Below are 20,990 nucleotides of genomic sequence, written 5' to 3' on the forward strand. Positions count from 1 at the left end.
TTTGTAGCGGGTGTTCCCGCAGGTGACTTACGCCTCCCCGCCCAGCTGCAAGTACTGCTGCTGCAAGCGGGCGGCGGCGATGTTGATATCGTAGCCTGCCTGCCGGATCAGCTCTGCACCGGCAGAGCGGTCACAGGGCTGTTGGAGCATCCGCTGCAAGCCTGCCGCCCAGTCCGCATTGCTGGCAGAAAGCGGGATCTGGATGGCATGGGGCGAAAGCAGCACCTCCTCCGGCACTGCGTCCGAAAATACGCACCCCAGCCCGGAGGCCTGCGCCTCGATGCCAACCACCGGCAGACCCTCAAAGCGGGAGGGCATGACAAAGAGATCCATCAGCTGGTACCAGTCTGCCACATTGCTTTGCAGCCCGGCAAACAGGATATGGTCTGCGATGCCCAGTTCCTGCGCCTGTGCGCGGACAGCCGGTTCCAGCCTGCCGGTGCCGATGAGCACCAGCATCGCCCGGGGCTCCAGCTGCAAAAAGGCGGCAAAGATCTCCAACAGACGCTCGTGGTTCTTGCGGATATCAAAGCGCCCCACATGACCCAGCACCACCCGGTCCTCCAGCCCGTAGCGCGCCCGCATTTCGGCACGGACGGCGGGGGAGAAGCGGAAGGCCTCCGGCTCGATGGCGTTGGGGATGATCTGTCCCCAACGCTCCCAGTCTGCTTTGCCAAAGTAGTAGATGCCCGCGTCCCGCCCGCAGGCCCACAGGTGGGTGGCTGCGCCGGGCAGCAGCCGCTTGCAGAGCATCTTCAGCGGCCACTTGTAGTCCCGGACGATCCAGATATTATGGGCGTGGGCAATGCGCACGGGCAGCCCCGCCTTTTCCGCGCCCTTCAGGGCGTACAGCCCCATGGCCTCGTTGTGGGCGTGCAGGATGCGGATGCGGGGGTCTGCGGCTACGGTTTGCCGCACAAAGCGCAGATACGCCGGGTAATGCAGCGGGTCAAGCCCCGGGCTCTGGTAGATATGCCCGCCCAGACGGCGGATCTCGTCGTCGTAGTCGCCGGGCTTTTTCTTGTTGACGATAAAATCAAACTGGACCTTTTCGCGGTCGATATGCCGGTAGTAGTTCATCAGCATGGTCTCGATCCCGCCGCGGTCCATATTGCTGACCGAATGCAGCACTCGTATCATGGGGTACTCCTTACCTTATAACAACTGAAAGCTTCTGCCGTAGCGGCACCACAGCCCAAAGTCCTGCTGCCGCAGGGCGCGGGCACCCCAGCGGGCACGGCAGGGCAGTGCGCCCTCCTGCGGCAGCGCCTTAGCGTACAAAGCGCAGCACAGTCGGAAAACCGCCTGCTGCGTTTCCGGCGGCAGACCGGATACGGTAACATAGCAGAAAGCCGAAAGCTGCAGCGTCAGGCTGCAACGGTACAGTGCATCGTGGGGCAGACCCAGCGCAGCATCCTGTGCCAGCAGCTGCTCTATGATCCAATAGCTTTGCACGGCGGCAGGGCGGTGCTGACTGTTCGCGGTAAGCCCCTTGGGGTTTTTGCGCCACAGATAGACCACCTCGGGCACAGAGGCCACGCTTTTTGCCTGCCGGAACACCAGAAAATGGATGATGGCATCCTCAAAGCAGGTATAGTAGGCCGGAAAGCGTATCTGTGCAAACAGCTCCCGCCGGTACACCTTGCCCCATGGCATCCCGGGCAGCTCGAACCGCTCCGGTGCGGCGGCTCCGGTATAGACTGCCGCCGGGTAGCGCTGCACCGGGCCGTAGCCGCCATCGGTGTACAGGTACTGCCAGCCGCCCTGCACCACATCGGCGTCAAGGCGCTGCGCGGCCTCCAGCAGGGTGCGGATGGCACCGGGCAATAACAGATCATCGCTGTCCACGAACATCAGCCAGCGCCCCACGGCATGGCGCAGCCCTTCATTGCGGGCGGCAGCGGCGCTGCGGGGTGCGCTGCAATTGCACAGCACCACTCCGGGCTGTGTCCGGTAGCGTTCCAGCACGGCGGCTGTGCCGTCGGTGGAATCGCTGTCCACCACGATCAGCTGTACGGTGCAGCCGGTGTCCTGCTGCAAAATGCTGTCCAGACAAGGGCCTATGGTGGCTTCGCCGTTATATACCGGCACGATGACCGAAAGGGTCACCGCCGGGTCCTGCGGCGGCAGCGGCGGGCAGGTCTTTTCCGTTGCGGGCTTCGGGCACAGCGCTGCCAGCGCGGCGCGGTCGGACTGTGTGCTGTCCGGCAGCGGTGCACCGCACACGGCGGCAACGCCTGCCAGCAGACGGCTGCGGGTGCGGCAGTGGATCAATTGATAGGCGCGTCGGTTGCTGATCATGCTCCACCTCTCTCAGTAGCGGCAGGTGTAAAGACGGGAATATTCTCTTCAGCGATCAGGGACATCTTTTTCTGCGCCGTGCGCACCAGCTCCCGCACATCGTAGATGTTATCCTCCGAGGAGGTGGCCCATGCGGCGGTGAACAGGATGGGGTACTCCGGGTTCAGCTTGTTGTACTCATCCACCTGACTTTGCAGGATGCGGATCATGACTTCTGCCTTCCGGCTGCTGCACTCATCAAAGAAGGCGAGGAACTTGCCCGCGCCGTTGTAGCCCACCGTGCCATCGGTGTCGCCCATCAGCTGCAAAAGACCGGAAAAATCCTTCAGGATGCCGTCGCCCACATGGTAGCCGAAGCGGCGGCTCATCTCGGTCAGGTTGTCCAGCTGAAAGGCAAAGCAGGTATAGTCCTCCGGCAGGATGCGGTCGGCCATGCCGGTGATATACACATTGAGCTTTTCGCGGTTGGGCAGGCCGGTCTTTTTGTCCACATAAAGTGAAAAGCAAAGAGTGCATCTCTGTCATGAGCGGATTTCACATTTGGGAGTTCCCATCAAAAAAGGGATGCCGCGCACGCAGCATCCCTTTTGTATATTTGCAGATCAATCGTCGTCGCTGTCCAGCTTGAGCACGGCGGTAAAGGCCTCACTGGGCAGGGAAACGCTGCCCAGCTGACGCATCTTCTTTTTGCCTTCCTTCTGCTTTTCCAGCAGCTTCTTTTTACGGGAGATATCGCCGCCGTAGCACTTGGCCAGCACGTCCTTGCGCATAGCCTTGACCGTCTCGCGGGCAATGATCTTGCCGCCGATGGCTGCCTGCACCGGGATCTCGAACAGGTTGCGCGGGATGTTGTCCCGCAGCTTTTCGCAGATGCGGCGTCCCTTGGCGTAGGCGTTGTCCCGGAACACGATCATGGACAAGGCGTCCACGGGGTCGCCGTTGAGCAGGAAATCCAGCTTGACCAGATCGCTCTCGCGGTACTCCTTGAACTCGTAGTCGTAGCTGGCGTAGCCGCGGCTGCGGCTCTTGATGGCGTCGAAGAAGTCGTACACGATCTCGCCCAGCGGCAGCGCGTAGTGCAGGTCTACCCGCACATCGTCCAGATACTTCATATCGATCAGCACGCCGCGCTTGCTCTGGCACAGATCCATCAGGCCGCCTACATAGTCGTTGGGAGTGTACAGGTGCACGTCCACAAAGGGCTCTTCCTGCTTGACGATATTGCTGGGGTCCGGGTAGCTGGAGGGGTTATCGATCATCTCCACCGTGCCATCGGTCAAAGTCAGGCGGTAGCGCACGCTGGGGGTGGTGGTGATGATGTCCAGATCGAACTCCCGCTCCAGACGCTCGGTGATGATCTCCATGTGCAGCAGACCCAGGAAACCGCAGCGGAAGCCGAAGCCCAGCGCGGCACTGGTCTCCAGTTCAAAGGTCAGGGAGGCGTCGTTCAGCTGCAGCTTTTCCAGTGCGTCCTTCAGGTCGGGGTACTTGGCACCATCGGCGGGGTAGATGCCGCAGAACACCATGGGCTTGACCTGACGGTAGCCGGGCAGCGCCTCTGCGGTGGGGCGCTCTGCCAGCGTGACGGTATCGCCTACGCGGGTGTCCTGCACCGTCTTGATGCTGGCGGTCAGGTAGCCTACCTCGCCGGCCTGCAGCTGGGCGCAGGGGGTCAGGGAGGTGGCACCCATGTGACCCACCTCCACCAGCGTGAACTCTGCGCCGGTAGCCATCATGCGGATGGTGTCGCCGGGCTTCACCGTGCCCTCGAACACGCGGATGTAGACGATGACGCCCTTGTAGCTGTCGTAGATGCTGTCGAAGATCAACGCTTTGAGGGGAGCGTCCGGGTCGCCGGTGGGGGCGGGGATATCGCTGACCACACGCTCCAGCACCTGATCAATGTTCAGGCCGGTCTTGGCCGAGACGCGGGGCGCGTCCATGCAGGGCAGGCCGATCACGTCCTCCACCTCCTGCGCCACCTCGTCCGGGTGGGCGCTGGGCAGGTCGATCTTGTTCAGGATGGGCACCAGCTCCAGATCGTGCTCCAGTGCCATATAGGTGTTGGCCAGCGTCTGCGCCTCCACGCCCTGCGTGGCGTCCACCACCAGAATGGCACCCTCGCAGGCGGCCAGACTGCGGCTGACCTCGTAGGCGAAGTCCACATGACCCGGGGTGTCGATCAGGTTGAACTCGTAGGTCTTGCCGTCCTTTGCGGTATAGTTCATGGTCACGGCACGCGCTTTGATGGTGATGCCGCGCTCGCGCTCGATATCCATGTTGTCAAGGATCTGGTCCTCCATGGTGCGCTCGTCCACGCTCTTGGTCAGCTCCAGAATGCGGTCGGACAGGGTGGACTTGCCGTGGTCGATATGTGCAATGATGCAGAAGTTGCGGATGTTGTCTCTTGCCATGTAGTTCCTCCGGGCAGCTTTATGCTTCTAAGATCCAGTCCTCCACGGCCACGATCTGTCCGTGGTCGCGGTAGACGCGGGGCACGCGGCGGGAAACGCCGCACAGCACTTCGTAGGGGATGGTATCGGTCTTGCGGGCAATGGTCTCTGCGGTGTCGCTCACGGTGCCGCCCCACAGGATGGCTTCATCATCCTCGCGCACCTCCGGCACGTCGGTCACGTCCACCATCAGCTGATCCATACAAACCCGCCCCAGTACCGGGCAGGCCTTGCCGTGGATCTCCACCACGCCCTTGCCGCAGCTCAAAAGCCGGGGGTAGCCGTCGGCGTAGCCGGTGCAAAGGGTGGCTACCTTGGTGGGCTTTTCGGCGGTAAAGCGGCGGCCGTAGCTGGCGCACTGGCCGGGCTGCATCTCCTTGATCATGCTCACCACGGTCTTAAGGGTCATTACCGGCTTGAAGCGGCCAAAGCGCACCTCGTCGCTGGGGTCGTAGCCGTACAGGATGATGCCGGGGCGCGCCATGCAGCGCTCCCGGGGCAAGCCCTCCGGCCAGTCCGGGTGCAGCATGACCCCAGCAGAGTTATCGCAGTGCACAAGGGCAGGCTCCCGCCCGGCAGCCTTCAGCGCGTGGAAAGCCTTCACGAACAGTGCGTGCTGCTCGGCGGTATAGGCCACATTCTCCGGGGCGGTGTCGTCGGCCACGGAAAAATGCTGGAACAGGCCGGTCATTTCCAGTCCGGGCAGCGCACAGGCTTCCAGCATCTCCCGGATGGCGGCGTCAAAATCGGTGCGCAGGGCAAAGCCGATGCGCCCCATGCCGGTGTCGGCCTTGAGGTGGATGTGCACCCTGCCGCCTGCCGCCACGGCAGCTTCGCTCAGGGCGCGTGCCTGCGCAAGGGAGTAGCAGGCCACGGTGATGTCGTTCTGGATCAGGACGGCGGCGTAGGCGGGCTGCACATGACCCAGAATGAGGATGGGCAAAGTCTGCCCCGCCTTGCGCAGCTGCACGGCCTCGGTCAGGCAGCTGACCGCCAGCCATGCGGCGCCCTCCTCGGCGAACACCCGGGCGCACTGTACCGCGCCGTGGCCGTAGCTGTCCGCCTTGACCACTGCGCACAGGGGCAGTTCCCCTGCCCGGGCCTTGACTGCCCGGAAATTATACCGAAGGGCCTCGAGATCGATCTCGGCCCAGACGTGTTTTTCAAACGGTTGTGTCTGCATGATCTGTTTCCTTCTTTGGTACGATAAAGCTGCCCCGACCCGTGTGGACGGGACGCCAGCCGTCAATGCCACTCTCCTGCAAGGCATGGAGGGTCTTTTGCCGGAAGGCGTGGTCGGTGCGGCAGCGCTCCTGTACAAATTCCTTGGTCTGTTCCCGCACGGTAACGCCGTCGGCGGGGCAGCGGCTCTTCACGATGGGCAAACCCGCCTCCCGCACGGCGCACTGCACCTCGTACTCGGTGGCCAGCAGCATGGGGCGGATGAGGGTAAGGTCCCGCTGGGAGAGGTAGGTCACCGGCGAGAAGCAGCCGATGCGTCCCTCCCGCCAGAGGTTCATATAAAAGGTTTCCACAGCATCGTCCAGATGATGCCCCAGCGCTACCTTGTTGCAGCCCAGCTCCTGCGCGGCGGTGTGCAGCGCACCCCGCCGCAGCTTGGCGCACAGGGCGCAGGGGTTCTTCTCCTTGCGGTACTCGAACACCACCGGGCCGATCTCGGTGCGGCGCACCTCGTAGGGGATGCCGTGCTGCCGGAACAGCTCTGCCAGTGCGGAGTAGTCCATGGGCTGATGGTCGAACTGCGGGTCCAGCGTGACCGCCACCACCTCATAGTCAAAGCCGATGTACTTGCGCAGCATGGAAAGGCCGATGATCAGCGCCACGCTGTCCTTGCCGCCGGAAACACCCACCATCACCCGGTCGCCGGGAGCGATCATTTCATAGTCCTGTACGGCCTTGCGCATCAGGCCGCAAAGCCGCTGCATTGCACGAAGATCACTCATGACAGGCTCACGCTTTCTACCAGATTGACCACATCGCTGATGGAGGCAAGCTTTGTCAGCGCCGATACATAGACTACATCACCGCTGTCGTAGGTGATGGTCGCCAGCACGGCGTAGTAGGTGCGGATATCGCAGCGCACCGCCTCTACCGCTGCGCCCTCCACGGTCAGGTTGACCTTGCGGGGCTTGATGACGCCGTAAGCCTGCTTGAGGTCGGCTTCCGAATCCTCAATAAAGTTGTCGTAGCTGTCGGAGGTGCCCCGCTGCAACAAAACAGCCTGATAGTCCTCGCTGTCTGCCGTGTCGGCGGTGGCAAGCTCCAGCACGGTGCCGAGGGTAGGGTCCTCGGTCATGCGGCACACGCTCCACACGCTGCTGTCGTAGTAGACAGAGATGCCGTTCGTGCCGGTATAGTGGGTGTCAGGCGTCGCGGGGGTCTGCCGGTTCACCAGCAGGGTAAGCACCATGTAGGCTGCGATGCCCAGACAGATGAAAATGGCCATCGCCGTCAGCAGCTTGGAGCTGCGGCGCTGCGCCGAAGAAGTGCGGTCGATCTCATTTGGCATGGATGTATTCTCCTTGTGTTGGCAAGGCAGCGGTACGCCGCCCATATCCTTTATAGTATACCACAACCGCAGCGGGATTTGTAGCGGGCAAATGGCAAAAATATGCCGGTGCGGGCAAAAAACTTTTGCAAAAATCGAAATTCAGAAATCAAGAGGATTCATGAGAAATCAAGCGATTTTGAGAGTTTCAAAAATTTCCACTGAAAAAATCCAAAAATCATGTTGACAGGCGCGTTTTTGTGTTGTATACTGACACTCGCGCCCCAAAAGGGTGCCTGAAACGTACAAAAAGCTTATCAGGAGGAAATAGATATGAGCACTACTCTCGTAAAGCCCGCTGAAGTCGAGCGTAAGTGGTACCTGCTCGACGCTGCCGGCAAGAGCCTGGGCCACGTCGCTGCTGAGGCCGCTGTTCTGCTGCGCGGCAAGCAGAAGGTCGATTACACCCCCAACGTGGACTGCGGCGATTTCGTGGTTGTCATCAACTGCGATCAGGCTGTTCTGACCGGCAAGAAGGCTGAGCAGAAGTTCCACATCACCCACAGCAAGTACATCGGCGGCCTGAAGAAAGTCCAGTACAGCAAGCTGATGGCTGAGAACAGCGATCTGGCTATGACCTACGCTGTCAAGGGCATGATCCCTTCCAACACCATCGGTGCTAAGGCTCTGACCCGCCTGCACTGCTACCAGGGTGCCGAGCACGCTCACGCTGCTCAGAAGCCCGAGAAGATCGAGTTCTAAGAAGGAGGCAATCGAATATGTACGAAACCAAACCTTATTTCTACGGCACTGGTCGTCGTAAGGATTCCGTTGCCCGCGTTCGCGTTTACACCGGCACCGGTAAGATCACCATCAACGATCGTGATATCGACAACTACTTCGGTCTGGAGACCCTGAAGCTGATCGTCCGTTCTCCGCTGGTCCTGCTGGGCCTGGAGGGCAAGTACGACGTCGTCGTCCGCGTTTCCGGCGGCGGTGTTTCCGGTCAGGCTGGCGCTATCCGTCACGGCCTGAGCCGCGCCCTGCTGCAGCAGAGCGACGAGAACCGTCCTGTGCTGAAGAAGGCTGGCTTCCTGACCCGCGATCCTCGTATGAAGGAGCGTAAGAAGTACGGTCTGAAGGCTGCACGTCGTGCTCCCCAGTTCTCCAAGCGCTGATTATATTTCAGATGTATCTCTACGGCTCTGCTTCGGCAGAGCCGTTTTTTGTTGCCCCTTTCCCAGAGAACTGGGGAGCACGACTGCGCATCTCCGGCAGTTGCCCCGCAAGGGGCGAGCCGGAGGCGCTCAAAATCCTTGCTCAAGCATCGCGTGCAGGGCGCAGCCCTGCCAGCGATGCTCCCCAGTTCTCCAAGCGCTGATTTATCTCAGTATGCACTTTTACGGCTCTGCTTCGGCAGAGCCGTTTTTGTTTTAAGAGGGAATCCGCTGTAAAAAGGTGCGTTCCCCCTTTTTTTGCGCGGCAGACTGTGCTATACTATAATTGCATTGGTGCGTGCCGCAAGGGCAGCAAACCGGTGCGTTTTACCCAAGGTAGCGTATCCCGGGCAAGGTGCACGGAAAAGGCTGTCTTTTGAAAAAAGGATAAAGAGGTCATTTATTATGCTTACTGCAATTACGGGTATCAACTGGGGCGATGAGGGCAAGGGCCGCATGGTCGACCTGATCAGCCAGGAGTACGACATCGTTGCACGATATCAGGGCGGCAACAACGCAGGCCATACCGTTAAAAACGAGCGCGGCAAGTTCGTGCTGAACCTGCTGCCCTCCGGCATCCTGCGCCCCAACGTCGTGTGCGTTATGGGCAACGGCATGGTCATCGACCCGCATCATCTGGACGGCGAGATCAATAAGCTGCGCGAGCAGGGCATTGAGATCACCCCGGAAAACCTGAAGATCTCCGACCGCGCAACCATCACCATGCCCTACCATGTGGAGCAGGATGGTCTGGAGGAGGCACGCCTGTCCAAGACCGGCGCACAGTTCGGCTCCACCAAGCGCGGCATCGCTTACGCATACGGCGACAAGTACATGAAGAAGACCCTGCGCATGGGCGACCTGCTGCATCTGGACGACGCCGTGAAGAAGCGTCTGGTCACCATGGTGGATTCCAAGAATCTGGTCATGGAGGGCAGCTACAACGCAGCACCCATCAGCGTGGACGAGATGTGGAACTGGCTCGAAAAGTATGCCGCCATCTTCAAGGACTACATCTGCGATGTGGGTCAGTATCTGGCTGATGCCGACGCCGCCGGCAAGAAGGTGCTGTTTGAGGCACAGCTGGGCGCACTGCGCGATATCGACTTTGGCATCTACCCCTACACCACCTCCTCCAACGTTATCGGTGCTTATGCGCCCATCGGTGCCGGCATCCCCGGCCACAAGCTGCACAACTCCATCGGCGTCATGAAGGCTTACTCCTCCTGCGTGGGTGACGGCCCCTTCACCGCCGAGCTGGCCATGAACGAGGAAGAGAAGCACGCCCTGCGTGAGGCTGGCCACGAGTATGGCGCAGCCACCGGCCGTCCCCGCCGCGTGGGCCCCATCGACTTGGTGGCAAGCCGCTACGGCGTGTTCTGCCAGGGCTGCGACGAGGTCGCCCTGACCCTGCTGGACGTGCTGGACTACATGGAAAAGATCCCCATGGTCACCGCCTACAAGCTGACCGATGGCACCACCACCACCCGCTTCCCCATGGGTGAGGCACTGGATACCGCACAGCCCGTGGTGGAGTATCTGCCCGGCTGGCACTGCGATATCACCGCAGCCCGCAAGTGGGAGGATCTGCCCCAGCAGACCCGCGATTATGTGGAGTATCTGGAAAAGGCTGTGGGCTGCAAGATCACCTATATCTCGGTGGGCGCAGAGCGCGAGGCCTACATCCACCGCGGCTGAGCTGCCGCCAAAAGCAGCCCCCGAGTTTCAGAAAAGGAAGCGTCACAGATGTTTGATATCATTACCGACAGCGCCTGCGACCTGACGCTGGACACCGCCAAGCAGCTTGGCATCGAGGTCGTGCCCTTTTATGTATCGCTGGACGGCGAGCATTACCGCAAGGAAGGGCTGGAGATCCCTGTGCGGGACTTCTATCAGTTCATGGTGGATAACCCGGCGGCCTATCCCAAGACCAGTCTGGCCTCCATTGAGGACTTCGAAAAGGCTTTCCGCGCACACGCCGAGGCGGGTCGGGATGTGCTGTGTCTGGTGTTCACCGGCAAGATGAGCGGCTGCGTGGGCAGCGCCCGCAACGCCCGGGACCTGGTGCTGGAGGACTACCCCAATGCCCGCATCGAGGTCATCGACTCTGCCGCTGCTACGGTGACGGAGTCCACCATGGTGGAAAACGCCGTGGCCATGCGGGACGCAGGCTGCACCTTGGATGAAACCGTGACTTGGCTGGAGGCCGAAAAGGCCACCAACCAGATCTTCTTCACCGTGGGTGATCTGGATTACCTGATCAAGGGCGGGCGCATCGGCAAGGTGACCGGCCGCGCCGCCAATATGCTGGGACTCAAGCCCATGATCCTGTTCAAGGAGGGCGAGATCTTCTCCGGCGGCGTAGCCCGCGGCCGACAGAAGAGCTTTGAAAAGGCGCTGGAACAGCTGATGAACTATCTGGATGCCCACGGCGGCACCCCGGACGACTACCGCATCACGGTGGGCTACGGCTACGATGCAGACGAGGGCAAGCGTTTGTGGATGCAGACCCGCGCCGCCCTGCGCGCCAAGTACCCCGGCGCACAGTGTGAGGTAGGGCTGTTGCAGATCGGCTGCACCATTGCGGTGCACACCGGCCCCTATGCACTGGGCATGGGCGTCATGCGCCGCTGGAAAAAGCAGGGCTGATAGAAAACAGAAGAAACTGGATAAAAAAGAGATAGACTTTCCCGGAAGGGGAGGTCTATCTCTTTTTTTGTTACAGGCAGAAACTGTAACGAATCGGATACAGTAAGAACTGCTTTTTCAGGCAGGGGGGAGCCCGCTGCCCTTATAACTTTTTTTAATGCGCCTTACTTGCCGTTCTGTTGGCAAAATTGGTAAAAAATGCTTGCATCTAGGCAGTTTTGATGATAGGATCAAAATGTTACAGTACGCCCAAAAGCGGGGTGTACAGGAAGGTGAAGTTTGAAATTGCGGTAACAGGGGGTACTGCGTGCTGCGGTGCGCGGAGAAAAAGGCAGGAAAGGTAAAATGGAAACAGGCGAGACAATAAAAAAAGGATTTCTGCGGCTGGAACGCGATGCACAGAATATACCGGGCGGCTTTCACTGCTGCGCAGAGGACCCTGAAAACGGCTATCCGTTTGCTTATGTCAGTGACCGCTTTCTGGAGATACTGGGCTGGGAGCGGGAAGAATTTGCGGCAAGGTTCGATAACCGCTATATAGCACTGATACACCCGGATGATCTGGCGGCCGGGCTGCGCTACCGGAATGCGGAAAACAGCGCAACTTACGCCAAGAATGGTGACAGCATCTTCCGGCTTCTGGGCAAAAACGGCTACCGCTGGGTCACCAACGCTGCCAACCGGGTGGAATGGCACGGCAGCGGCCATATCGTGGGCACTATCACGGATATCACCCCCTATGTGGATCTGCGGGAAAAGCTGGAACAGCATCAACGAAAAATCGGTGTTCCGCAATGCCAGCTCCCCCGAAAGGGGGAGCTTTTTTGCTTCTGCCGGTCAGCGCCTGAGAGTGATCAGCCCGGCGAGGCATTCCAAGCTGTCCCGCGCAGCAAAAAAGCCGCCGCACAAAAAGTGCAGCGGCTTTGCGGGGTGTCACATCACAGCCAGCGCTCAGAAATGATCCACCAGATACCGGGCAGGTTGATCCGACCCAGCAGATGCTCCAATACGATCAGCATGGTATTCTCCTTTCAGACCGTCCGGTTCAGCCGAACAGACCCTTCAGCAAAAACAGAAGCAGCTTAGTCAAGCTGCCGCCGCCCAAAAGGCTGAGCAGCGGTCCAAGGCCTTGAAACATGGAAGGTTTGCTCCTTTCGTTTCATTCCGTCCCGGCTGTTGCCGGGTGCCGGTCTGCCTTGTATACGAACCAGCCCGCCGCAGGATTGCAAATGCTGTGGTGGTAAATATTGGGAGTGTCGCAGCTGCCGTCTGCCGTTACGACCCCTTCCCATGAAAAAAGTTGCTCAGAAACGCCCGCAGGCGTTTCTGAGCAACAAATCAAAAATACTATTTCCGCTGAAAATGCCCAGCAACGACGACGACCGCCGCCAGTGGCGGAAACAGGGAGGAGCTGTTGGGGCAGCGGCCAGCAAGACGCGAGTGCCGCCCAAGGCACGATGCGGATGCTGGGTGCCGCAACCCGGAAAGCGCGGAGGGCATTCCAAATCGTCATACTTAAAACGCTTCCATGCCGGGGTAGACGGCGCTTTCGCCCAGCTGCTCCTCAATGCGCAGCAGCTGGTTGTACTTTGCCACACGCTCGGTGCGGCTGGGTGCACCGGTCTTGATCTGGCAGGTGTTCAGCGCCACAGCCAAGTCTGCAATGGTGGTGTCCTCGGTCTCGCCGGAGCGGTGGGAGCTGATGGCGTTGTAACCGGCCTTGTGTGCCATCTTGATGGCCTCCAGCGTCTCGGAGACAGAGCCGATCTGGTTCAGCTTGATCAGGATGGCGTTGCCCGCACCCAGTTGGATGCCCTTTGCCAGACGCTCGGTGTTGGTTACGAACAGGTCGTCGCCCACCAGCTGCACCTTGCCGCCCAGTTCGCGGGTCATCTGCTGCCAGCCTTCCCAGTCCTCTTCGTCCAGACCGTCCTCGATGGAGATAATGGGGTACTTCTCCACAAGGCTCTTCCAGTGTGCGATCAGCTCGGCAGAGGTGAACTCGGTGCCCGCCTTGGGCAGCTTGTAGAAGCCCTTGCCCTTGGGGCTCTTCCACTCGGAGGCGGCGGCGTCCATTGCCAGCATAAAGTCCTTGCCCGGAACATAGCCCGCCTTTTCGATGGCAGCCAGAATGGTCTCGATGGTCTCCTCGTCGCTGGAAAGGTTGGGCGCAAAGCCGCCCTCATCGCCCACAGAGGTCGCCAGCCCCTTGGACTTCAGGATAGCAGCCAGTGCATGGAACACCTCGGCGCACCAGCGCAGCGCTTCTTTAAAGGAGGGTGCACCCACCGGCATGATCATGAACTCCTGCGTGTCCACGGTGTTGGCGGCGTGTGCGCCGCCGTTCAGGATGTTCATCATGGGCACGGGCAGTCGGTTGCTGTTTACGCCGCCCAGAAAACGGTACAGCGGCATTTCCAGCGAAGCGGCGGCTGCGCGGCAGGCTGCAATGGACACCGCCAGAATGGCGTTTGCGCCCAGATTGGACTTATCCTTGGTGCCGTCTGCCTTGATCATGGCGGCGTCGATGGCGTAGATGTCGGAGGCATCCATGCCCACAACGGCGTCCGCAATGACCGTGTTGATGTTTTCCACTGCCTTGGTCACACCCTTGCCCAGATAGCGGCTCTTGTCGCCGTCCCGCAGCTCCAGCGCCTCAAACTCGCCGGTGGATGCACCGGAAGGGGCGCAGCCGCGCGCCACGGTGCCGTCTGCCAGTGTGATCTCGGCTTCCACGGTGGGGTTGCCGCGGGAGTCCAGAATCTCGCGGCCAACAACAGATTCAATTTCCAGATAATTCATCTTGAAACCCTCCTGAATATCATTTTCCCTTCCATACCGCCCGGACGGGCAGACGGGGAACTGCTCTATTTTGGATAGATTTGTCTAACTAACCATCAATATCCTACCACGCTTTGCGCCCCGGCGCAAGAGCCGGGGCGGATGTTTGCAGCCCTAAATTTTTAACAGGAGCGCAAACCGCCGTGGAAAACCTGTTTACAGTCTGCCCCTTTGCGGCAGCGGGGATACGTTCGCAGAAATCAATTTTCCTCTAAAGGCTTCCCCCGGCCGGGGGAAATCTGTCCCCAAGGGGTGAAGGCCTTTGCTCTGGGTCAACCTTCAAAAGTTGATTTCTGCAGGGCACATTGTACCCGCCATGTAAATTTTGTATGGCAGATATACCAAAAATTCTCTTTACTTTTTGGCGGTTCGGTTCTATACTGATTGCGGCATTTACGCTGTTTTCCCATTTATAGTCGTTATAGAGGAGGATTTTTGCAATGAATAAAGATCTGACGGTGGGCAAGCCGTCACAGGTATTGTGGCAATTCTGTCTGCCCATGTTCGGCAGCATCATTTTCCAGCAGCTGTACAACATCGCCGACAGTCTGGTGGCGGGCAAGTTCATCGGTGAGAACGCGCTGGCTGCGGTGGGCAACAGCTACGAGATCACCCTGATCTTCATCGCCTTTGCCTTTGGCTGCAACATCGGCTGCTCGGTCATCGTGTCCCGCTGCTTCGGCGCAAAGGAATACGGCGAGATGAAGACCTCGGTCTACACCTCCCTCATCGGCTCTGCGGTGCTGTGCGCCGTGCTGATGGGCATTGGTCTGCTGGGCTGCGATGCCCTGCTGGAGCTCATCAATACCCCGGAGGAGATCCTTGCGGACTCTGCGCTGTATCTGGACATCTACGTTCTGGGTCTGCCCTTCATGTTCTTCTACAACATTGCCACCGGCATTTTCTCTGCCCTTGGCGATAGCAAGACCCCCTTCTACTTCCTTGCGGTCTCGTCTTTGTCCAACATCGGCGTGGATATCCTGTTCGTGGCCGGTTTTAAGATGGGCATTGCCGGTGTGGCATGGGCTACCTTCCTGTGTCAGGGTGTCAGCTGCGTGCTGGCCATGGTGGTGGTGTTCCGCCGCATCCGCGCTTTCCGCACCGAGGGTCATGTGCAGCTGTTCTCTTGGGTCATGCTGGGCAAGGTGGCCGTGGTGGCTGTGCCCAGCATCCTGCAGCAGAGCTTTGTCTCGGTGGGCAACATCATCCTGCAGAGCATCATCAACACCTTTGGCGCCAGCGTCATTGCAGGCTATTCTGCCGCCGTCAAGCTGAACAACATGGTCATTACCTCCTTTACCACTTTGGGCAACGGCATCTCCAACTACACCTCCCAGAACATGGGTGCCGGTAAGATGAACCGCGTCAAGGAAGGCTTTGGCGCAGGCCGCAATCTGGTGTGGCTGCTGTGCGTGCCGCTGGTGGTGCTGTACTTCTTCTTCGGACGCTTCCTGCTGCTGCTGTTCATGAACGACCCGCAGGGCCCCGCCATTGACACCGGTATGCTGTTTTTGCGCATCCTCTCCCCCTTCTACTTTGTGGTGTCGGTCAAGCTGGTAGCAGACGGCATCCTGCGCGGCTGCGGCCTGATGGTGCGGTTCATGATCGCTACCTTCACCGACCTGATTTTGCGCGTGGGCATTGCCGCCGTGCTCAGCGCCACCGCACTGGGCTCCACCGGTATCTGGATGGCATGGCCTGTGGGCTGGTGCATCGGCACGGCACTTTCCATGGTGTTCTACGCCACCGCCATCCGCAAGGCACTGACACAGCCTGTGGCTGCTGCTGAAGCCGAAGGACAGGCTGCCGAAGTCCGCGCCGACGCCGAGATGGAGACCCTGTAACCTTTTTGCAACTTGTGAATCTGTTTCATGTCACAAATATACAAAATGAACAATTTGAAATAGTGCACAAAATCACGCTTTAATTTTTGTATAAAGTATCAACAAAGCCGAGAAAATGCGCCCAAAAGTATGGACGGTTTGTGAATTGCGGATTTGAACCCAGATAGCTATAATAACAGACAAGAACAGGAGCAAGGCCGCTTTAGAGGGGAAGGGCCTTGCTTCCGTTTTTATCAATTTATCTTATAAAACACTCCGAAGGAGGAGATTTTTATGAAAAAGATGATCACTCGTCGTCAGTTCATGGCCGCTGCCGGTGTTGTTGCCGCAGCAAGTGCTCTGACTGCCTGCGGCGGTTCTTCCGCAAGCACGGCCGCTTCTTCTGCTGCCGGTTCTACCGCCGGTTCCGCTGCTGCTTCCGGCAGCACCATCAAGGTGGGCGTTCTGGGCCCCATGACTGGCGATGTTTCCGTTTACGGTCTGGCTGTTATCAACGGCGCTACCCTGTACCTGAAGCAGGTCAATGCCGACGGCGGTGTCAACGGCAAGCAGCTGGAGATCATCACCATGGACGAGCAGGGCGATGAAACGCAGGCTGTGACCTGCTTTACCAAGATGGCGGATCAGGGCATCACCGCTCTGGTGGGCGATGTAACCACCGCTCCCACGCTGGCTGTTGCCGCCGAGAGCGCCGAGTACAATATGCCTATGGTCACCGCTTCTGCTACCGCCGAGGCTGTTACCTACGATGCCGAGACCGACACCGTGAACGGGAATGTGTTCCGCGCCTGCTTCACCGACCCGTTCCAGGGCGTGAAGATGGCAGATTACGCTTACCAGAAGCTGGGCTACACCAAGGCAGCCGTCATCTTCCTGAAGGGCAAGGACTACAACGAGGGTCTGGCCGAGAACTTCGTGACCGAGTTTGAGAGACTGGGCGGCACCGTCGTCGATCAGGAGAGCTACTCCGAGGGCGATGTGGACTTCAAGACCCAGCTGACCAGCATTCTGGGCAAGAACCCTGAGATGGTGTTCTGCCCCAACTACTATCAGGATGTGGGTCAGATTTTGGCTCAGGCCGAGAGCGTTGGCCTGACCGTTCCGTTCCTGGGCGGCGACGGCTGGGATGGTCTGGAGGGCTATGCCACCGCAGACCAGCTGAAGGACTCCTACTTCTGCGCCGGCTACGCCAAGGGCTCCAGCGCCGATTTTGAGGCCGCTTACAAGGCTGAGTACGGCGAGGAGTACCCCAACGGCTTTGCACCTCTGGGCTACGATGCCGCTATGACCGTTGTGTACGGCATCAAGGCAGCTGAGGAGCAGGGTCTCGAGGCTGGCTCTGACGAGTACAAGCAGGCTGTCATCGACGCCATTGCCGGCGGCACCATCGAGGGCATCACCGGCACCTTTACCTTCGACGAGCACCACAACCCCATCAAGAGCACTGCCATCCTGACCTACGTGGACGGCAAGCCCGAGCTGAAGGAAATGTTCTGATCCGCGCAGCTCCATCCACCGGTGATGGAGCCGCCCGCACAGAGCAAACCCCATGACTTTTTTGGAGAACGCCGGAACAGCTTTTTTCTGGTCAGGCGTTCTCCGTTTTTTATATCAAAAAGTGTAAACGCCGCAAAGAAAGGAAGTATCCAACCATGACAGTGTTCTTTAGCCAGCTGATCAACGGCTTGTCCCTTGGCAGCATCTATGCACTGATCGCACTGGGCTACAGCATGGTGTACGGCATTATCCTGCTGCTGAACTTTGCCCACGGCGATGTCATCATGGTGGGCGCATACATGTCGTGGTTCGTCATGAACCAGCTGGGTCTCGGCCCGGTCACCGCCGTGTGCGCCACCATCATCACCTGTACGCTGCTGGGTGTGGTGATCGAAAAGATCGCCTACACCCCCCTGCGCAGCGCACCCCGCATCTCGCTGCTGATCACCGCCATTGGTGTCTCCTTCTTTCTGGAGTACACGGCAGAGCTGATCCTCGGCTCGGGTGCAAAGGTGATCCCCGCCTACTATACCAACCAGACCTTCCGTCTGGGCAAGGTGCCGCTGGGTCTTACCTCCATCATCACGCTGGTGGTCACCGTGCTGTCCATGCTGGTGCTCACCTTTCTGGTGCAAAAGACCAAGCTTGGCAAGGCTATGCGCGCCGTCTCGGAGGATATGGACGCTGCCCGCCTGATGGGCATCAATGTCAACAGCACGATCTCCTTCACCTTTGCCGTGGGCTCGGCGCTGGCAGGCATCGGCAGCGTGCTGTACTGCTGCTCCTACCCGCAGGCTACCCCCACCATGGGCTCTATGCTGGGTCTGAAGGCCTTTGTTGCCGCCGTGCTGGGCGGCATCGGCTCCATTCCGGGCGCTATGGTCGGCGGCATTGCCATCGGCCTGTGCGAGTGCTTTGTTTCTGCCATCGGCCTTTCCGCATGGAAGGACGCTGTTACGTTTGCAATTCTGATCATCGTGCTGCTGGTCAAGCCCACGGGCTTCCTTGGCCGCAAGGTGCAGGAAAAGGTGTAAGGGGGCATAACGATGAATACCAAACGCAAGACCCTCAAAATGCCCGTGCGCTACCTGATGAATCTGGTGCTGGTGGGGCTGCTGTTCGTGGGACTTTCCTATGTGACCGGCAATATGCTGTCCACCTACCAGAATAAGGTGCTGCTGACCGTGGGCATCAACATCATTTTGGCTGTCTCGCTGAACGTTGCCACCGGTTATCTGGGGCAGCTGCCGCTGGGTCACGCCGGTTTTATGGCGGTAGGCGCCTACGCCTGCGCCCTGTTCACCAAATCCTCGGGCCTGCCCAAGGGCGTGGCTTTTGCCATCGGTCTGGTGCTTGCATGGGTGATCGCCGGGCTGTTCGGGGTGCTCATCGGCATCCCTGCCCTGCGCCTGACCGGCGACTATCTGGCCATCCTGACGCTGGGCTTTGGCGAGATCATCCGCATCACCTTGAACAACATTGATGATGTGCTGGGCTTCAAGTTGTTCTATGGCTCCAAGGGCCTGAAGAACATCCCCAAGTATTCCAACTTTATCAATGTGTTCCTGTGCGTGGTCATCACCTGCTTCCTCATCCACGCCATGATGAAGAGCCGCCACGGCCGTGCCGTGCTGGCCATCCGCGACAATGAGATCGCCGCCGAGAGCTGCGGCATCCAGACCACCTATTATAAGGTGATGGCCTTTGCCTTCTCCGCTGCCTTTGCAGGCTTGGCGGGCGGCCTGTACGCCTGCTACATCGGCGTGCTGAACCCCTCCACCTTCGGCTTTATGAAGTCCATTGAGATTCTGGTCATGGTGGTGCTGGGCGGCATGGGCTCCATGCTGGGCTCCATCCTGTCCGCTACCGTGCTGACCATCCTGCCCGAGGCCACCCGCAGCTTTGACAGCTACCGCATGGTGGTCTACTCGCTGGTGCTGGTGCTGATGATGATTTTCCGCCCGGGCGGACTGCTGGGCAGCTACGATTTCTCCCTGAGCCGCATCGTGGAAAAGGCCATGAATGGCGAACTGTTCCGCAAACATACCAAAAAGGAGGCCGCTGACCATGAGTGAGTTCCAGACCAGACTGCACAGTGTGCCCTCCGGCGGTTTTCTGACCGACCGCGACAAGGACAAAAAGCCCATTCTGGACGTGCGTGAGCTGGGCATCGACTTCGGCGGTCTGACCGCCGTGGACAACTTTAACCTGATGATCGGCCGCAACGAGATCGCCGGTCTGATCGGCCCCAACGGCGCAGGCAAGACCACCGTGTTCAACCTGCTCACCAACGTCTACCAGCCCACCCGCGGCTCCATCCTGATCGATGGCATGCCCACCGCCGGGAAAAAGACCTATCAGGTCAACCGCATGGGCGTGGCGCGTACCTTCCAGAACATCCGCCTGTTCAAGGAGCTGAGCGTCATTGACAACATCAAGGTGGGTCTGCACGAGTCCATGAAGTATAATCTGGCGTCCTCTCTGCTGCGGATGCCGAACTACTGGAAAGAGGAAAAGCAGTGCACCGAGCGTGCGCTGGAGCTGCTGGATATCTTCCACATGGCAGACCTTGCCAACGCACAGGCCGGCAGCCTGCCCTACGGCGCACAGCGCCGCTTGGAGATCATGCGCGCACTGGCCACCGGCCAGAAGCTTCTGCTGCTGGACGAGCCTGCCGCCGGTATGAACCCCTCCGAGACGGCGGAGCTGACCGAGACCATCCGCCGCATCCGCGACGAGTTCAACATTGCCGTGCTGCTCATCGAGCACGACATGAGCCTTGTCATGGGCATCTGCGAGGGCATTGCGGTGCTGAACTTCGGCCGCATCATCGCCAAGGGCACCCCGGACGAGATCCGCAATAACCCGCAGGTCATCGAGGCCTATCTGGGCAAAAAGGAGGGCTGAGCCATGGCTGATACATTACTGAAGGTGGACGGCATCAACGTCTACTACGGCAACATCCACGCCGTAAAGGATATCTCCTTCACCGTCAACGCGGGCGAGATCGTCACCCTGATCGGCGCCAACGGCGCGGGCAAATCCACCACCCTGAAAACCATTTCCGGCCTTTTGAAGCCCCGCACCGGCGATGTGCTGTACAAGGGCAAAAGCATCAAGGGCGTGCGCGCCCACAAGATCGTGGAAAGCGGCCTTGCACAGGTGCCGGAGGGACGCCATGTGTTTTTGCACATGACGGTGGACGAGAACCTTGATATGGGCGCTTACACCCAGCCCGCTTCCACCATCGCCGCCAACAAGGAAAAGGTGTTCACCCTGTTCCCCCGCCTGAAGGAGCGCCGCAAGCAGCTGGCGGGCACCATGTCCGGCGGCGAGCAGCAGATGCTGGCCATGGGGCGTGCGCTCATGAGCAACGCTTCCATGCTGATGCTGGACGAGCCCTCCATGGGTCTTTCGCCGCTGCTGGTGCAGGAGATCTTTGACATCATCCGCGACATCCACAAGGAGGGTATGACCATCCTGCTGGTGGAGCAGAACGCGCAGATGGCGCTTTCGGTGGCCGACCGCGCCTATGTGCTGGAGACCGGCCGCGTGGTCATGGACGGCACCGGTGCCGAGCTGCTGACCAACGAGCGCGTCCGCAGCGCCTATCTGGGCGGGTAAACGGAAAAATAGTTTGATTTGCAGTTCCGAAACGCCCATGGGCGTTTCGGAACTG

General features: G+C 59.5%; 19 protein-coding genes. 11 read left to right on the plus strand and 8 right to left on the minus strand.

The features are described from left to right. Positions 1 to 27 precede the first annotated feature (27 nt). The 7 genes from ACXPUX_RS04605 to ACXPUX_RS04635 all read right to left on the minus strand — a co-directional run bounded on the left by ACXPUX_RS04605 (position 28) and on the right by ACXPUX_RS04635 (position 7,284). Positions 28 to 1,140, minus strand: a complete 1,113-nt coding sequence (locus ACXPUX_RS04605) for a glycosyltransferase family 1 protein (protein ID WP_458830372.1) — start codon at positions 1,138 to 1,140, stop codon at positions 28 to 30. 15 nt (positions 1,141 to 1,155) lie between these two features. Next, positions 1,156 to 2,301, minus strand: a complete 1,146-nt coding sequence (locus ACXPUX_RS04610; RefSeq protein ID WP_458830373.1) for a glycosyltransferase family 2 protein — start codon at positions 2,299 to 2,301, stop codon at positions 1,156 to 1,158. Continuing rightward, positions 2,298 to 2,792 (minus strand): GGDEF domain-containing protein, encoded by a 495-nt coding sequence (locus ACXPUX_RS04615; RefSeq protein WP_458830375.1) that lies wholly within the window; start codon positions 2,790 to 2,792, stop codon positions 2,298 to 2,300. The genes ACXPUX_RS04610 and ACXPUX_RS04615 overlap by 4 nt, the downstream gene beginning before the upstream one ends. Positions 2,793 to 2,903: 111 nt before the next feature. Then, positions 2,904 to 4,715, minus strand: a complete 1,812-nt coding sequence (gene lepA / locus ACXPUX_RS04620) for a translation elongation factor 4 (RefSeq protein ID WP_113992270.1) — start codon at positions 4,713 to 4,715, stop codon at positions 2,904 to 2,906. A gap of 19 nt (positions 4,716 to 4,734) precedes the next feature. After that, positions 4,735 to 5,937: an alanine racemase gene (alr, locus tag ACXPUX_RS04625; RefSeq protein WP_458830378.1), complete on the minus strand. Its 1,203-nt coding sequence runs from the start codon at positions 5,935 to 5,937 to the stop codon at positions 4,735 to 4,737. Then, positions 5,918 to 6,718, minus strand: a complete 801-nt coding sequence (locus ACXPUX_RS04630) for a tRNA 2-thiocytidine biosynthesis TtcA family protein (RefSeq protein ID WP_458830380.1) — start codon at positions 6,716 to 6,718, stop codon at positions 5,918 to 5,920. Before ACXPUX_RS04630 ends, alr begins: the two co-directional genes overlap by 20 nt. Then, complete coding sequence (locus ACXPUX_RS04635) at positions 6,715 to 7,284, minus strand: hypothetical protein (RefSeq protein WP_458830382.1); 570 nt, start codon at positions 7,282 to 7,284, stop codon at positions 6,715 to 6,717. The genes ACXPUX_RS04630 and ACXPUX_RS04635 overlap by 4 nt, the downstream gene beginning before the upstream one ends. 312 nt (positions 7,285 to 7,596) lie before the next feature. On the opposite strand from ACXPUX_RS04635, the gene rplM reads away from it, so the two are divergent. The 5 genes from rplM to ACXPUX_RS04660 all read left to right on the plus strand — a co-directional run bounded on the left by rplM (position 7,597) and on the right by ACXPUX_RS04660 (position 12,215). Next, positions 7,597 to 8,025 (plus strand): 50S ribosomal protein L13, encoded by a 429-nt coding sequence (gene rplM, locus ACXPUX_RS04640; RefSeq protein ID WP_458830384.1) that lies wholly within the window; start codon positions 7,597 to 7,599, stop codon positions 8,023 to 8,025. A gap of 17 nt (positions 8,026 to 8,042) precedes the next feature. Then, a complete protein-coding gene (gene rpsI / locus ACXPUX_RS04645; RefSeq protein WP_005921092.1) occupies positions 8,043 to 8,441 on the plus strand; it encodes a 30S ribosomal protein S9 in 399 nt (132 codons plus the stop codon). Positions 8,442 to 8,885: 444 nt separating this feature from the next. Further along, positions 8,886 to 10,178 carry an adenylosuccinate synthase gene (locus ACXPUX_RS04650; RefSeq protein ID WP_458830386.1) on the plus strand — a complete coding sequence of 431 codons (1,293 nt, stop codon included), beginning with the start codon at positions 8,886 to 8,888 and terminating at the stop codon, positions 10,176 to 10,178. Positions 10,179 to 10,226: 48 nt separating this feature from the next. Next, on the plus strand, positions 10,227 to 11,129 hold the full coding sequence (locus ACXPUX_RS04655) for a DegV family protein (RefSeq protein WP_458830388.1): 903 nt from the start codon (positions 10,227 to 10,229) through the stop codon (positions 11,127 to 11,129). 345 nt (positions 11,130 to 11,474) lie between these two features. Then, positions 11,475 to 12,215, plus strand: a complete 741-nt coding sequence (locus ACXPUX_RS04660) for a PAS domain-containing protein (RefSeq protein ID WP_458830390.1) — start codon at positions 11,475 to 11,477, stop codon at positions 12,213 to 12,215. A 429-nt stretch (positions 12,216 to 12,644) separates the two neighbouring features. Here the strand turns inward: ACXPUX_RS04660 and eno are convergent, their stop codons facing one another. Further along, positions 12,645 to 13,931 (minus strand): phosphopyruvate hydratase, encoded by a 1,287-nt coding sequence (gene eno, locus ACXPUX_RS04665; RefSeq protein WP_458830392.1) that lies wholly within the window; start codon positions 13,929 to 13,931, stop codon positions 12,645 to 12,647. Positions 13,932 to 14,410: 479 nt separating this feature from the next. Here eno and ACXPUX_RS04670 point away from each other — a divergent pair, with 479 nt between their 5' ends. From ACXPUX_RS04670 to ACXPUX_RS04695, 6 genes are all read left to right on the plus strand, one after another. Further along, positions 14,411 to 15,814 carry an MATE family efflux transporter gene (locus tag ACXPUX_RS04670; RefSeq protein ID WP_458830394.1) on the plus strand — a complete coding sequence of 468 codons (1,404 nt, stop codon included), beginning with the start codon at positions 14,411 to 14,413 and terminating at the stop codon, positions 15,812 to 15,814. Positions 15,815 to 16,087: 273 nt separating this feature from the next. After that, a complete protein-coding gene (locus tag ACXPUX_RS04675; RefSeq protein ID WP_458830396.1) occupies positions 16,088 to 17,311 on the plus strand; it encodes an ABC transporter substrate-binding protein in 1,224 nt (407 codons plus the stop codon). Positions 17,312 to 17,466: 155 nt separating this feature from the next. Then, positions 17,467 to 18,345, plus strand: coding sequence for a branched-chain amino acid ABC transporter permease (locus ACXPUX_RS04680; protein WP_005922993.1), 879 nt, complete (start codon positions 17,467 to 17,469; stop codon positions 18,343 to 18,345). 12 nt (positions 18,346 to 18,357) lie between these two features. Next, positions 18,358 to 19,386 carry a branched-chain amino acid ABC transporter permease gene (locus ACXPUX_RS04685; RefSeq protein WP_458830399.1) on the plus strand — a complete coding sequence of 343 codons (1,029 nt, stop codon included), beginning with the start codon at positions 18,358 to 18,360 and terminating at the stop codon, positions 19,384 to 19,386. Then, positions 19,379 to 20,218: an ABC transporter ATP-binding protein gene (locus tag ACXPUX_RS04690; protein WP_458830401.1), complete on the plus strand. Its 840-nt coding sequence runs from the start codon at positions 19,379 to 19,381 to the stop codon at positions 20,216 to 20,218. The genes ACXPUX_RS04685 and ACXPUX_RS04690 overlap by 8 nt, the downstream gene beginning before the upstream one ends. Before the next feature lie 3 nt (positions 20,219 to 20,221). Further along, positions 20,222 to 20,935, plus strand: coding sequence for an ABC transporter ATP-binding protein (locus ACXPUX_RS04695; protein WP_112090766.1), 714 nt, complete (start codon positions 20,222 to 20,224; stop codon positions 20,933 to 20,935). Positions 20,936 to 20,990: the final 55 nt, after the last annotated feature.

This window comes from Faecalibacterium sp. PGM34 (assembly GCF_054456555.1).

Bases quoted from the DNA above. Each gene is read 5' to 3' on its own strand.
- ACXPUX_RS04605 (WP_458830372.1), bottom strand. From the start codon at position 1,140: ATGATACGAGTGCTGCATTCGGTCAGCAATATGGACCGCGGCGGGATC.
- ACXPUX_RS04610 (WP_458830373.1), bottom strand. From the start codon at position 2,301: ATGATCAGCAACCGACGCGCCTATCAATTGATCCACTGCCGCACCCGC.
- lepA (WP_113992270.1), bottom strand. From the start codon at position 4,715: ATGGCAAGAGACAACATCCGCAACTTCTGCATCATTGCACATATCGAC.
- alr (WP_458830378.1), bottom strand. From the start codon at position 5,937: ATGCAGACACAACCGTTTGAAAAACACGTCTGGGCCGAGATCGATCTC.
- ACXPUX_RS04630 (WP_458830380.1), bottom strand. From the start codon at position 6,718: ATGAGTGATCTTCGTGCAATGCAGCGGCTTTGCGGCCTGATGCGCAAG.
- ACXPUX_RS04635 (WP_458830382.1), bottom strand. From the start codon at position 7,284: ATGCCAAATGAGATCGACCGCACTTCTTCGGCGCAGCGCCGCAGCTCC.
- rplM (WP_458830384.1), top strand. From the start codon at position 7,597: ATGAGCACTACTCTCGTAAAGCCCGCTGAAGTCGAGCGTAAGTGGTAC.
- rpsI (WP_005921092.1), top strand. From the start codon at position 8,043: ATGTACGAAACCAAACCTTATTTCTACGGCACTGGTCGTCGTAAGGAT.
- ACXPUX_RS04650 (WP_458830386.1), top strand. From the start codon at position 8,886: ATGCTTACTGCAATTACGGGTATCAACTGGGGCGATGAGGGCAAGGGC.
- ACXPUX_RS04655 (WP_458830388.1), top strand. From the start codon at position 10,227: ATGTTTGATATCATTACCGACAGCGCCTGCGACCTGACGCTGGACACC.
- ACXPUX_RS04660 (WP_458830390.1), top strand. From the start codon at position 11,475: ATGGAAACAGGCGAGACAATAAAAAAAGGATTTCTGCGGCTGGAACGC.
- eno (WP_458830392.1), bottom strand. From the start codon at position 13,931: ATGAATTATCTGGAAATTGAATCTGTTGTTGGCCGCGAGATTCTGGAC.
- ACXPUX_RS04670 (WP_458830394.1), top strand. From the start codon at position 14,411: ATGAATAAAGATCTGACGGTGGGCAAGCCGTCACAGGTATTGTGGCAA.
- ACXPUX_RS04675 (WP_458830396.1), top strand. From the start codon at position 16,088: ATGAAAAAGATGATCACTCGTCGTCAGTTCATGGCCGCTGCCGGTGTT.
- ACXPUX_RS04680 (WP_005922993.1), top strand. From the start codon at position 17,467: ATGACAGTGTTCTTTAGCCAGCTGATCAACGGCTTGTCCCTTGGCAGC.
- ACXPUX_RS04685 (WP_458830399.1), top strand. From the start codon at position 18,358: ATGAATACCAAACGCAAGACCCTCAAAATGCCCGTGCGCTACCTGATG.
- ACXPUX_RS04690 (WP_458830401.1), top strand. From the start codon at position 19,379: ATGAGTGAGTTCCAGACCAGACTGCACAGTGTGCCCTCCGGCGGTTTT.
- ACXPUX_RS04695 (WP_112090766.1), top strand. From the start codon at position 20,222: ATGGCTGATACATTACTGAAGGTGGACGGCATCAACGTCTACTACGGC.